This window comes from Clostridium pasteurianum BC1 (assembly GCF_000389635.1).
GTDB classification, from domain to species: domain Bacteria; phylum Bacillota; class Clostridia; order Clostridiales; family Clostridiaceae; genus Clostridium_I; species Clostridium_I pasteurianum_A.
Map to the genome: position 1 here is coordinate 1,380,169 of NC_021182.1, position 12,892 is coordinate 1,393,060.

15 protein-coding genes and 1 pseudogene are annotated in these 12,892 nt (G+C 29.4%); 12 read left to right on the plus strand and 4 right to left on the minus strand.

Annotation, left to right across the window (positions count from 1 at the left end):
- The first annotated feature begins 196 nt into the window (after positions 1 to 196).
- Complete coding sequence (locus tag CLOPA_RS06285) at positions 197 to 1,432, plus strand: DNA polymerase Y family protein (protein WP_015614629.1); 1,236 nt, start codon at positions 197 to 199, stop codon at positions 1,430 to 1,432.
- Between the two features lie 210 nt (positions 1,433 to 1,642).
- On the opposite strand, the gene cls is transcribed toward CLOPA_RS06285, so the two are convergent.
- Complete coding sequence (gene cls / locus CLOPA_RS06290) at positions 1,643 to 3,103, minus strand: cardiolipin synthase (RefSeq protein ID WP_015614630.1); 1,461 nt, start codon at positions 3,101 to 3,103, stop codon at positions 1,643 to 1,645.
- A 475-nt stretch (positions 3,104 to 3,578) separates the two neighbouring features.
- Between cls and CLOPA_RS06295 the strand changes: the two are divergent.
- Positions 3,579 to 5,170: pseudogene (locus tag CLOPA_RS06295) on the plus strand (AAA family ATPase).
- A gap of 63 nt (positions 5,171 to 5,233) precedes the next feature.
- Here CLOPA_RS06295 and CLOPA_RS06300 read toward each other — a convergent pair.
- The gene (locus CLOPA_RS06300) at positions 5,234 to 5,914 is read right to left on the minus strand and encodes a Crp/Fnr family transcriptional regulator (protein ID WP_015614631.1); all 681 of its coding nucleotides are present in this window, start codon (positions 5,912 to 5,914) and stop codon (positions 5,234 to 5,236) included.
- A 331-nt stretch (positions 5,915 to 6,245) separates the two neighbouring features.
- Between CLOPA_RS06300 and CLOPA_RS06305 the strand changes: the two genes are divergently transcribed.
- The gene (locus CLOPA_RS06305; protein WP_015614632.1) at positions 6,246 to 6,995 is read left to right on the plus strand and encodes an ATP-binding protein; all 750 of its coding nucleotides are present in this window, start codon (positions 6,246 to 6,248) and stop codon (positions 6,993 to 6,995) included.
- Between the two features lie 151 nt (positions 6,996 to 7,146).
- Here CLOPA_RS06305 and CLOPA_RS06310 read toward each other — a convergent pair whose 3' ends face one another.
- Both CLOPA_RS06310 and CLOPA_RS06315 read right to left on the minus strand, forming a co-directional pair.
- Positions 7,147 to 7,434 (minus strand): hypothetical protein, encoded by a 288-nt coding sequence (locus CLOPA_RS06310; protein ID WP_015614633.1) that lies wholly within the window; start codon positions 7,432 to 7,434, stop codon positions 7,147 to 7,149.
- A 226-nt stretch (positions 7,435 to 7,660) separates the two neighbouring features.
- A complete protein-coding gene (locus CLOPA_RS06315) occupies positions 7,661 to 8,413 on the minus strand; it encodes a YdcF family protein (protein WP_015614634.1) in 753 nt (250 codons plus the stop codon).
- A 375-nt stretch (positions 8,414 to 8,788) separates the two neighbouring features.
- Between CLOPA_RS06315 and CLOPA_RS06320 the strand changes: the two genes are divergently transcribed.
- The 9 genes from CLOPA_RS06320 to CLOPA_RS06360 all read left to right on the plus strand — a co-directional run bounded on the left by CLOPA_RS06320 (position 8,789) and on the right by CLOPA_RS06360 (position 12,845).
- Positions 8,789 to 9,118: a hypothetical protein gene (locus tag CLOPA_RS06320; protein ID WP_015614635.1), complete on the plus strand. Its 330-nt coding sequence runs from the start codon at positions 8,789 to 8,791 to the stop codon at positions 9,116 to 9,118.
- 159 nt (positions 9,119 to 9,277) lie between these two features.
- The gene (locus tag CLOPA_RS06325; RefSeq protein ID WP_015614636.1) at positions 9,278 to 9,469 is read left to right on the plus strand and encodes a hypothetical protein; all 192 of its coding nucleotides are present in this window, start codon (positions 9,278 to 9,280) and stop codon (positions 9,467 to 9,469) included.
- Positions 9,470 to 9,520: 51 nt separating this feature from the next.
- The gene (locus CLOPA_RS06330) at positions 9,521 to 9,892 is read left to right on the plus strand and encodes a hypothetical protein (RefSeq protein WP_015614637.1); all 372 of its coding nucleotides are present in this window, start codon (positions 9,521 to 9,523) and stop codon (positions 9,890 to 9,892) included.
- A 161-nt stretch (positions 9,893 to 10,053) separates the two neighbouring features.
- Positions 10,054 to 10,536 (plus strand): hypothetical protein, encoded by a 483-nt coding sequence (locus CLOPA_RS06335; protein WP_015614638.1) that lies wholly within the window; start codon positions 10,054 to 10,056, stop codon positions 10,534 to 10,536.
- A gap of 55 nt (positions 10,537 to 10,591) precedes the next feature.
- A complete protein-coding gene (locus CLOPA_RS06340) occupies positions 10,592 to 10,957 on the plus strand; it encodes a hypothetical protein (RefSeq protein WP_015614639.1) in 366 nt (121 codons plus the stop codon).
- A gap of 120 nt (positions 10,958 to 11,077) precedes the next feature.
- Positions 11,078 to 11,413 carry a hypothetical protein gene (locus CLOPA_RS06345; RefSeq protein WP_015614640.1) on the plus strand — a complete coding sequence of 112 codons (336 nt, stop codon included), beginning with the start codon at positions 11,078 to 11,080 and terminating at the stop codon, positions 11,411 to 11,413.
- Positions 11,414 to 11,465: 52 nt separating this feature from the next.
- Positions 11,466 to 11,708: a hypothetical protein gene (locus CLOPA_RS06350; RefSeq protein ID WP_015614641.1), complete on the plus strand. Its 243-nt coding sequence runs from the start codon at positions 11,466 to 11,468 to the stop codon at positions 11,706 to 11,708.
- A 97-nt stretch (positions 11,709 to 11,805) separates the two neighbouring features.
- Positions 11,806 to 12,045 (plus strand): hypothetical protein, encoded by a 240-nt coding sequence (locus tag CLOPA_RS06355; protein ID WP_015614642.1) that lies wholly within the window; start codon positions 11,806 to 11,808, stop codon positions 12,043 to 12,045.
- A gap of 134 nt (positions 12,046 to 12,179) precedes the next feature.
- Entirely contained in the window at positions 12,180 to 12,845 is a 666-nt protein-coding gene (locus CLOPA_RS06360) for an HAD family hydrolase (protein ID WP_015614643.1), read from the plus strand.
- Positions 12,846 to 12,892 lie beyond the last annotated feature (47 nt).

Below are 12,892 nucleotides of genomic sequence, written 5' to 3' on the forward strand. Positions count from 1 at the left end.
ACTTCGTTTATCTTATGGCTATCTGTTGAATACTTTTTTAGGACTAAAGGGAAAGTTAATAAATACCCTGTTGATTTGTTTTTTAATATGATGATAATATTGGCACTTCTATAGATAATTTATCAAAACTCAGTGAGACAAATAAGTTCTAACCTAGTAAGGCGTATTGATATAAAAGGGGACTTAAGTTTTAATTATGAAAAATAGTAATAGAATTATATTTCACATTGATGTAAATTCTGCATTTTTATCCTGGAGTGCAGTTTATAATCTTAAACAGGGTGGAACTATAGATTTCAGAGAAATACCATCTGTTATTGGTGGAGACTCTAAAAGCCGCCATGGAGTGGTATTGGCAAAATCTATTCCTGCAAAAAAATATAATGTAAAAACTGGAGAATCTCTATTTTCTGCAAAAAAGAAATGCCCTGAACTAAAAGTTATTCCGCCTCAGCATGATTTATATGGAAAATATAGCAATGCTATGATGAAGATTCTTCAGGAGTATACGCCTATCATAGAGAGATTTTCTATTGATGAATGCTTTATGGATTTTACCGGTGTAAAAAAGGCCTATGAAGATCCTATAAATTTTGCTTATATTATAAAAGAGAGAATAAAAAGAGAACTTGGCTTTACTGTTAATGTAGGTATAGCTTATAATAAACTCCTAGCTAAAATGGCTTCTGATTTTAAAAAACCTGATAGAATACATACCCTCTATTCAGAGGAGATAAAGGAAAAAATGTGGTCTCTGCCTGTGGAAAATTTGTTTATGGTAGGAAGAGCCACAGTTCCCAAGCTTCATAAATTGCACATAAAGACCATAGGGGAACTTGCCAATTGTGATTTAAATATCTTAAAAAGTGAATTTAAGAGCTATGGTGCTTTAATTTGGAATTATGCAAATGGTATTGAGACTTCACAGGTATATGATAATAGACTTATAAATGCCAAAAGTATAGGTAATTCTACTACGCTGGCTGCTGATATAAAAGATAGAAATTCTGCCCATATGGTTCTGCTGTCATTATGTGAAACTGTTGCCATGAGACTTAGAAATTCACAAAATCTTTGTAAAGTAGTAACTGTAGTAATAAAGAACAGTGAATTTATAAGTTATTCCAAACAAAAGCAGCTCTGCAGTGCCACGGATTCTACAAAAGAAATTATAAAAACAGCTTACGAAGCATTTGATAAGGCATGGAGAGGGGACAAAATAAGATTACTTGGAGTAGCTGTATCCCATTTATCCTCTGATGAATCATATCAGATGTCTTTATTTGATAATAAGGATAAGATTAAAAATAAAAAATTGGATACTGCTTTAGATAGTATAAGAATTAAGTATGGCTCTAAGGCCGCTATGAGAGGGGTATTTGTTCAATCTGAAATTAAGCCTATGAGTGGAAGATTAAAAAAGGATGATTGACAATACTAAAAAACCAGTGATTTTTTAGTATATAAGACAAGAATTCCATAATCTCATATATTCTGAGATTATGAAATTCTTCTATATGATACTCTAAAACCGCATTGTTTCGTTAAAATATTCTTTATATGTGTTTAAATTACGAATTGCAGTATCATTAAAAAGAAAATTAACAAATACAAAACAAATTAAGACTTATTTATATTAATTTTACATCAGCGGTGAAAAAAGCCTGCTTATTCCCTGTAAAACTCTAGTAATGATACCTCTAGAATAATACCATTCTTTAGTAACAAACTCAGAATCTTTCATATCATTTTCAAATATATTTATGCATTTTGATAAGAAGGCTGTATTGTATACAAACACATTTACTTCAAAATCTAGAGCAAAGCTTCGTATATCTATGTTTGAAGTCCCCAAAGAACAGACATTATCATCTATTAATATCATTTTGGCATGTAAAAAGCCAGGATATAGGTAAACTTTTATTCCATACTCCAAAAGATCATTTATATAAGATGTGGTAGCTTTATATACAAATTGTTTATCAGGTATTTTAGGCAGCATAATCCTTACGTCTATGTTGCACATGGCTGCTGTTTGCAGTGCTTCTAAAAAGGGACCATCTGGGATAAAATAAGGAGTTTGAATATATATCTTTTTCTTCGCAGAAGAAATCATTTTTATAAAGCTTCTCTTTATTTGCTCTTTGTTTGAATCTGGTCCACTGGAGACTACCTGAATGCCAATGGAACCCTGAGGTTTTATATCTGGAAATAAACGTTCTATAAACAGTCTTTCATGAGTTTCTTTTTCTTTTGAAGCATAATACCAGTCAGTTAAGAATATTTCCTGAAGGAAGTAAACGGAACTGCCTGTAATTCTCAAATGAGTGTCTCTCCAGGGAAGCTTGCGTTTCCCAAGGCCCATGTATTCATCACCGATGTTCATTCCGCCTACATAGCCAATTTTACCATCAATTGTTATTATCTTTCTATGATTTCTGTAATTTAAACTGATATGATGTCCAATAGTTACAGGAAAAAATTTGCAAACTTTTCCACCAGCCTTTATTAATTCTTTAAACATTTTAAAGGGAGTAAGAATGCTTCCTACCTGATCGTAAAGAATACGTACTTCAACACCATTTTTTGCTTTTTCAGTTAATAGAGATACTATCTTTTTTCCTATGTTATCATTCCTTATTATAAAGTATAAAATATTTATAGTATCTTTAGCGTTTTTTATATCTTCTATAAGAGCATTATATTTATCTGCACCGTTAGTAAACATGGATATATCGTTATCTTGTGAATAAATACTCTTATTTGCATTAATGTTTAATTTTATAATATTAATGTAGTTAATTGTATTTTTATCTGTAAATATTACACTTTCACTATTTATTAAATATTTTTCTCTAATAAGATATTTGTTGTAAAGAGCTTCAAAATCTTTTTTTATTCTTGTTATTTTTTTATTCACATGTACATTTCTTCCGAAGACCAGATATACTATAAATCCTATTATGGGTAAAAAATTCATTATAATTATCCACACAATACCCATCATAGGTTTTCTTCTTTCTATATAAAGTGTTATAAGAACACAGAAAATATTAGCTAAATAAGTGCATATTACTACGTAAAGCAATATTGAAAAACTCAAAACTTCATCTCCTCTTAGGTTGATTTTTTAATACAGAATTAGTATTACCATTTATCTTTTGACTAACCATTGTAACATTTAATATCAATGAATCTTATTTAGTGGGAGTTTGTACTCACACTAAATCTAGATGAATTATCCATGGACGTGTCGCTGTTATCTCCAGCTTTAGAAAAGCAGAGAACCAAAATCTTAGATTTTGCGTGAATCGCTTTCGCTGTGTGCAAGCAGGCAAAACAAAATTTTATTTTGTATTTGATCGCTTTCACAGCGTGCGGTGGAGTGCTACAGCGACTAGTCATCGGATAAACTTTTTTAAGATAAAAATACTCACTATACAAATTATATATACTAATTGAGAAAATATCAATTTTAAAATAATTTATGGATCCAATAAAAATGTATTTATTTTAAAATAGTAGTTAAAATGATAGAATATACATAAGGTAAGAAGCACGTAAAAGGATGTGAGAATATGGGAAAAAGGTTTAATATTACAGGTACTTGTATACCTGAGAAGCACTATATGGTGGATACATCTAAGAAGATAGAAAAGATAATGGAATTAATAGAGAATGAAGAGTATTTCATTATAAATAGACCTAGACAGTATGGGAAAACTACGACATTATATATGCTGGAAAAGAAATTAAAGAATATAGAAGAGTATTTACCTATAAGAATAAGTTTTGAGTCTATTGATACAGAAAGTTATAAGGAAGTAAAAAAATTTCTAGGAAGCGTAATGATACAAATTAGGAATTTTTTCAGATTTTCTAATAATAAAGAAGTATATAAATTTATAAATAAATACAATGATAAAATTAATACTATGGATGATTTTAGTGAGTTTATAACCACACTAGTTGAATTTACAAAAAAAAGAGTGATTTTAATTATAGATGAAGTTGATAAAAGCAGCAACAATCAGTTGCTTTTAGATTTTTTAGGAATGCTCAGGAATAAATATCTTTTGCGAAATGAGGGAAAAGATTATACTTTTCACAGTGTAATATTGGCAGGAGTTCATGATGTGAAAAGCTTAAAGCTAAAAATAAGACCTGATGAAGAACATAAATATAATAGCCCTTGGAATATAGCTTCAGATTTTAATGTGGATATGAGCTTTTCGGAGGAAGAAATAAAAACTATGCTGGATGATTATATAAACTGCACAAGAGTAAAATTAGATAAAAAATATTTTTCAGAAAAACTCCATTTTTATACTTCAGGCTACCCTTTCTTTGTAAGTAAGCTCTGTAAGTTGATAGATGAAAGAATTATGGATAAAGATAAGCTTTTGTGGGAAAATGAATTTATGGATTTGGCAGTAAAGGAACTTTTAAAAGAGAGCAGCACAAACTTTGATAGTGTTATAAAGAATTTGGAAAACAACAGAAAACTATATGATTTCATAAAACGCATAATTGTAGATGGAGAAAATATAATTTATGTTAATACAGATGAAGTAGTAAATCTAGGAACTATATATGGAATCTTAAAGGAAGAAAATAATAATTGTAAAGTAAATAATAAAATATATGAACAGCTTATATATAATCACATGATGATGAAGATAATAAGAAAGGATAAATCCTCTAAAATGTCAGAATATAACTACAGAGCAAATTTTATAAAAGAGGATGGAAGCCTTGATATAAAGAAAGTATTTGTAAAATTTCAGGATTTTATGAAGCATGAATACTCAGAGAAAAGAGAAAGTTTTTGGAAGATGATGGAAGATTGATATTTTTAGCCTTTGTAAGTCCTATAATAAATGGAATAGGCTTTGCATTTAAGGAAGTAACCGGTGGAGAAGAAAAGAGATTTGATATAGTAGTCACCTATGAAAAGAAACTATACATACTGGAGCTAAAAATGTGGAGAGGAGAAGAATATCATAGAAAAGGTCTTATACAATTAGGAGAATATCTTGAGCAATATGGAATTAAAGAAGGATATCTTTTAATATTTGACTTTAGAAAAAGTGGATTATCTGGAAAAGTAGAAGAAGTTAATATTAAAATAGATAATAAAGAAAAAAGTATAGTTGAGGTTTATTGCTAGAAGGCGGATGTATAGCACTTGCAACTTTCGTACACTGATGATTATTAGTAAAAAAAGAAAAATCTAATTCATGAGTATATCTTCCATAGCCTCCAAATTTAAAATCTTAAAGGCATTTTTATGAAAATCAATAAGTCCATCTTTTTTCATGTTTATAAGTTCTCTTGACAGGGAAGGGCGGGGAACTCCCAATGACTCTGCCATTTCTTTTCGAGAGGAATTTATTTGAAAGAGTGTTTTCCTATCTATATGATAGCTTTCAAGTAGAAGGCTTGTAATTTTCTGCCTTAGGGTTTCATAGGATAGATTTTTTAATTTATTATTTAACATTAGAATTTTGTTAGATAATAACCCCATAAAATTATTTAAAATAGACACGTTCATACTACAAAGAGTAACAATATCTTCTTTTGATATAAATAGTATTTGAGAATTTTCAGAGGCTACAATTGTAGAAGGGTATTTATTTATATCTGAAAAAATTATAACTTCACCGAAAATATCGCCTGATAAAAATTTTGCTATAGTAACAGTTTTACCAGAGGCAAAAAATTTCTTGATTTCTATTGAACCATTTACTATTACACCGATATTGGAACAATTGTCACCTTCCATAGCTATAGTTTCATCTTTTAAATAAGAATACATTTTATAATTTATTTTATCTAAAAGTATTTTAATAGCTTCTCCATTAAAATTTTTAAATATAACACAGTTCTTAAGTATATCAGTTAAATTATTCATAGTACATCAATCCCATCAATAAATTATATTTTATTAATTGCCTTTTTAGGCACACTTAATTTGATAAAATTTTAAAATAAAATTATTTTTTATGTTTCTCCATCTTTATTAAACTTCAATTCTGTAAGTAATATATCAAATTATTTATAACAATCAATTATCTTTTAAAAAATTAATAAATATATTTAATTTAGTAACCTAGGTTACGGATTTTATATTAATATGTTACTATAATAGAATCATAGAAGCAAGAGAATGAATCTATTAGACTTCAATTTATAATAGTAAGAAATTATGAATTAAATAATAATCAAAAACGGAGGATATTAAAATGAATAGAAAAATAGTTAAAATACATGAAGAAAAATGTAACGGATGTGGAATATGTGTAAATGCCTGTCATGAGGGAGCTATAAAAATTGTTGATGGTAAAGCAAGACTTATAAGTGATGAGTACTGTGACGGGTTAGGAGATTGTTTACCAGGCTGTCCTGAAGGAGCTATAGAAATAATAGAAAGAGAAGCAGTGGATTATAGTGAAGATGCAGTACAAAAACTAAAAGAAGAGAAAATTGCTAAAAGCCAAGAAGTACAAGCTATGCCTTGTGGATGCCCTGGAACTGCTGCAAAAGCTATAGTTAGAAAGGCACCTGCTGCAAGCAATATAAAAATTAAACATGAGTCTCTAGAAGAAAGTAGTTCTAATGCCTCAGAATTAAGACAATGGCCTGTTCAATTAAAGCTTATAAATACGAGAGCACCATATTTAAAAGGAGCAGATCTTTTAGTGGCAGCAGATTGTACAGCCTATGCTTATGCTGATTTCCATAAGGATTTTATAAAGGATCACATTACTGTCATAGGATGCCCGAAATTAGATGATGTTAAATTCTATGAAGAAAAATTAGCAGAGATTTTGAAAATTAATGATATTAAAAGTATAACAGTTGTAAGAATGGAAGTACCTTGCTGTGGAGGAATTGTCAATGCAGTAAAGTCAGCTATGCTAAATTCACAGATTATTGTTCCTTATAGAGAAGTTATTATAGGTACAGAGGGAAATATATTATCCAGTAAATAAAACGTTTGTAATGGCCTAAAATTAAAGTTAGATGGCTGTGTAACAATGTATGCATTGTTGCACAGCTTTTTGTCTGTTCAGTTATTAAAAGTAGTTATTAAAATAGATTTAATAAATGAGGAAAGTACATATTTTTCAGATTGCTGCATAGTTACTTGCCTGTAAGAATGTTGTTGTTTATAACATCCCACTCATCATCAGTAAGCCAGCCCTGTATATTATTCTTTATTTCCACTACGATAAAACTTTCGTCATCAGTGTTGAAGGAATCAGCTATTCTATCCGTTATATCTTCTGTAGAGAGGCTAGACTTAATAAACCATACAGAAGATCGGGGAAAGTGCCAGGAAAAGCTTGAACAATTTTCAATAACCTCTAAAAAATCACCAAAGTCTTTAGAATTTTTATCTACACTTGTAACTACAATGTATGAAGCCATAAAATCACCTCTAAAATTGATTTTAATAATAATTCTATTTTTGTTTATTTTTATAAATAGAATTTACTAGGTAAACTTATTTTATAAAATAATTCTATAGTCAAATAAGAAATTCCTCTTTATTGGTATCAATTTACATTAATGTTTTAAAATGAGTTTTACGTGTATAGTAGATATACTAAATATCATATTCACCTGCTTATAAAACTATTTTATGTTTACATACTTAATAAGATTTTGATGCTAATATTCCTATAAATTCTTTTACAGATAAACTCAATTCTAAAAGTGCATTGCTGGAAGGTACAAAATCATTTAATTCAAAGCTGCCTTTGATATTAGTTTGATAATCCGTTGGAAAAGGTAATACAGTGGTATTGAATTTTTTAAATTGTAGAACAGCTCTAGGCATATGGAAAGCTGACGTAACTAGTATGGGATTTTTCAAATTGTATTTATCTAAAATTTTCTTTGTATATTTAGCATTTTCTGTAGTGTTGATACTTTGGTTTTCAATAATTATTTTATTTTCAGGTATTCCCATGGTAATTAATATGTTTTTTGATATTTCAGATTCAGTTCCTGTAGATTTAAATACTTTACCACCTGAAATTATTATGGGCACATTTAATTTTTGATATAATTCCACAGTGGTGATAAGTCGATTTGCAGCAAAACCAGATAGATGACCATTAAAGCCTAGATTTGGAGTATCTAGAGTTGCTCCACCACCAAGCATTATAATTACATCTCCTTTTGGATTTTTTGATACAGGGTACTTATTTTCTAATAATCCTATTATAGAATTATCTACAAGAGGTATAGTAAAAATATAAAAAATAAAAGTTAATAACAATAAATTTTTGCCAAGTTTAGCTTTGTGTTTAAATAGTTTAATACTAAATATTATAAGAAATAATATGAAGATTCCTGGAGGTAGAATAAAAGTTGAATATAAAAATTTTATAAAATAAATCAAGTCTAAAATCACTCCTTGCATAGTAATATATCTTATGCAAAACATTATAACATTGCTGTTACAGTAAAGCTAATAAATACAAGATAATTTAATATAACTATCAATTGATTACAACAGTATTTATAAGAAAAGTTTAAGTCAAAATAGTTTTAGGAGCATAAGTTATAAATAGAGCAGTAAATAATATCAAAGGAAAATTTGAAAAACTATTATATTAGTACATAAAAAATATGGAATTAAAGCATTGAAAAGTTTTTACTGCCATTAAATTCATAGTATGTACAAGTTATATGTGTCAATTTGTAATAGGTTGAATAGTATATAGTAGGTAAAAAACAAAAGATGAAAAAATTATATATAGGAGGATGTGATTTTATGGGTTTAAAATCTAGTAGTGATTTTTTAGGTTTAGGAGGAAAAAATAACAAACTGATAATCATAATACTGATATTTGTTTTATTTTGTGGCTGTGGAGCTAATCGAGGGGGAGAAGGATGCTGTCCAGATCCTTGCTGTAGGAGAAGAAGAAGAAGACGTTCAGGTTTTGGTGGATCTTCATTAATACCAATAGTGATAGTTCTTGCTATAGTACTTGGACTTGGAAATAATAGAGGTGGAAATACAAATATAATTAAAGTTAATACAGACCCATCAGATGTTCGAGGAGAAAGAGAATCTACAGAATTTTCATCTTGTGATTATTAGTTTATCCGATGACTAGCCATTGTAATACTCCAACTCCTAAGGTGGAGATAACACTGGCACGTCCCTGGATAATTCATCTAAACTCACTGGGAATACAAACTCCCACTGAGTAAGATTCATTGATAATGTTTGACGTAAGTCCTTAAGGGGAGAGATAATATGTATAGAAATTGCTGCAGCTTAAACACACTTACAATACTGATTTTAATAATTCTTCAATTTGGTAATAAGGGAAAAAAGTCAAGTACAGAGGGATGTAAAGATAAGCAGCTAGTAGATGATGGTGTATTATTTATCATCACATTATTTTATTTATGCTGCTATAATTCCCGTAGAAGAAATTGTTTTTAGCTAATCTAGAAGAGCGTAAGTTAAAGTTATTTTGTGTTAAGAGGTGATATTATGGCAATAAATGAAGATGAACCTTTAGAAGGCGAAGAAGTAATAGATGGCAAAAATGCAGGATTTGGTAATATGGATTTTGGGAACTTGGCTGGAATGCTAAAAAATGTAGATATGAGCCAAATAATGAATTTGATGGGCTCTGTTGATATGAATCAAATGTCATCTTTATTTGGATCAATGTCTGGCGGCGGCGGTAATGCTGGAAATAATGGAAATACTGCAAATGCTGCAAATTCCGCTAGATATTCTGGAGGCAGAGGTAGAGAATTTGAGGTTCTAAATGCGATAAAGCCTATGGTGAGCCCTGAGAGAGGCGACCTCATAGATATAATCCTGCAAATTTATACTATAAGTAAAATATTGAGGTAATCATTTGGTGCATTTGGTGAAAATGCACCATTTTTAAATGTACAAGATAAATTATGTGTATTTATGAAACTTATTAATGGGAGTAAATGAGATGAGAGCAAAATTATAAATTTAGAATAATATATTATAGAGCTTTTAACAATATGGGAGGAGTGAGTATTATGGGAATAGGAGATATATTAGGGGGTGCACGTAATGGTTCCAATAAATTAATAGTCTGGGCATTAGTTTTAGTTATTGCATTTGGCTTTGGTAAAGGAAAAAAATTCAGTAATTTTAATTTTAAAAAACAGCATTATTCTGCATCAGAATCACCAAAAGGCAAATATGCGTCACAACATCGTAAAAAAAGACACATTACAGAAGAGGCTTTCAAGAATAATCCTTTCAATAATGATATGTTTTCCAATCTTGGAGCTAGCTTTGGTGGTAATAGTAAGGGACTTGGGAAAATATTGGGGGGCAATGCTTTATTTATTATAGTAATAGTGGCAGTAATTTTCTTTTGTAAGGAAAAAGAGGAGAGAGAAGAGGCTAGAGAGGAAGCTAGAGAGGAAGCTAGAGAGGAAGCTAGAGAGGAAGATATAAGAGAAGATATAGAAGATAGAGAAGAATATGGAGAAGAATATAATACTGCACCCTAGGGTTTATAATAAAAACTTTATTTTTAAATAATTTATAGGTTAAGGAGGCAAAAGTATGTCCAGACATAGTAGAAATCATCATCATAAGATCATAAGTTCACAGGATAATAATAATGGTAATAGCATTAATAAAAATAGTGGTGGTTCCTTCAATTTTGGAAATATAGCCCAGCTATTAAGCAATATAGACATTAATCAAGTTTCATCGTTATTAGGGAAAGTTAATAATTCACAGACAGATAATAACCAAATAGGTGAAGCGGTTAGTAATATTAACACTATTAATCAAGGCAATGGTGCAAGAAATACAGGCAGAGAAGAAATAATAAGAGCTATAAACACTCTTGTAAATTCTGATAAATCAGAATTGTTAAGAATAGTAATGGAAATATACGGGGCAAGCAAAACTAAGGCTAAGTAAAAACATAAATTAAAATATAATTTATGATATCACACTTTATAGAATAATGAATAATATATATTAGAAAACAAAAGATGGAAAATATGATACAGTGCATTATTAGCCAGAGGAGGGTTATTAATGAGTAGAAGATATGAAACAGAATGTTGCGACGGAGGATATGCAAATCCAGGATATCCTAATGCAGGATATCCAATGGGAGGATTCCCAGGTGGCATATTTGGTGGGGGTAAAAACTGTGCTTGTAGCTTACCTACTTTGATAATATTAATATTGATAATACTTCAATTTAGTAAAAAGAGAAGAACAAGCTCTTGCACAAGCTCAAGTTCAAGAACAAGTTCAAGTTCAAGTTCACGTTCTTCAAGCCATGGAAAATTAGTAGATAACAGTATATTATTTATAATCGCTTTATTCTATTTATCTTGCAGCAATCTTTGTAAGAGAGGTTACTAATTGTTTTAAAGGGATGGGCATATGCCCATCCTTTAAATAAAGAGGTGATTTAATGTCTAGTAGAAGACCAGATCATCATAAAGAGGAAAAAAATGATAATTCAAATCAGGCTGAACAAAATTTAAATCCTAATGAAATACAAAATATGCTTAAAAATGTTGATATGCGAGAAATACAAAAGGTATTAGGTAATGTAGATATGAATGAAATACAGAATTCATTAAAAAATATAGATGTTAAGCAGCTTGCGTTTATAATTAATATTATAAATTCACTATCAAAGAATAAAAAATAATACACCATTTCAAGAAATATGAATAATATATATTAGAAAACAAAAGATGTAAAAAAATGTAACATTGACCACAGCCCAAAAAAGGGGGGTATATAGTATGAGTAAATGTAAAAAACATGAAGAAATAGAGCATAGAGAAATTATTGGAGTACCAGTTGGAGTTGGAGGCGGAAGTTCTTGTGCCTGCAGTTTACCAGCATTAATTGTTTTAATATTAATAATACTTCAATTCTCTAAAAAAGGCGGAACTCATAAGAAAATAGACAAAGGCATATTATTTATAATAGCTTTATTCTATCTATCTTGTGCTAATCCATGTAAAAACGGTTTATACTAAAAAATAGAGGGCTTATAGCCCTCTTTATTTTTACTAACTTGATACAAAGCATTTGTATTTTATACTTCAGTGTTATAAAATTATTATTGTATTATGAACATATAATTTAAAATTTTTTGAGGAGAGATGTGTATATGTTAAAAGCAGTAATTTTTGATATGGATGGTGTTCTAATTGATAGTGAACCAGATCATTTAAGAATACACGAAAAAATGCTAGAGTCTCTAGGCATAGAGCCGTCATCAATTGATCATTCAAAATATGTTGGAGTTACTACTAATTATAAATGGAGTGATATAAAGAGCAAATATGATTTGAGTTATTCTGTTCAGGAGTTAGTTGATATAAATAGAAATAATTATTTTAAATATATAACATCTGAGGATGCAATAGTAGAGGCAATATCTGGAGTTGATAAACTTGTAAAAAATATACATAATGATAGATTGAAATTAGCAGTTGCATCATCATCACCTATAAATGTAATAGAGACTGTGGCTAAATGCATTGGTCTGGAAAAATATTTTGATGTATTAGTAAGTGGAGATTATGTGAAAAGAAGTAAGCCAAATCCAGATATATTTTTATATGCAGCAGAAAAACTTGAAATAAATCCAGAAAATTGTTTAGTGGTGGAGGATTCACATAATGGTTCCATTGCTGCCAAGAGAGCAGGAATGAAATGTGTTGGATACAAAAATATTAACTCAGCAAATCAGGATATATCATCAGCAGATTTAATAATAGATTCTTTTAATAAAGTACAGCTAGAGGAGTTAAAAAAGTTGTTTGTAGAATAAGATATAGTAAATAAAGGGAGAAAGAAGTTAGTATGCTATTATATCTG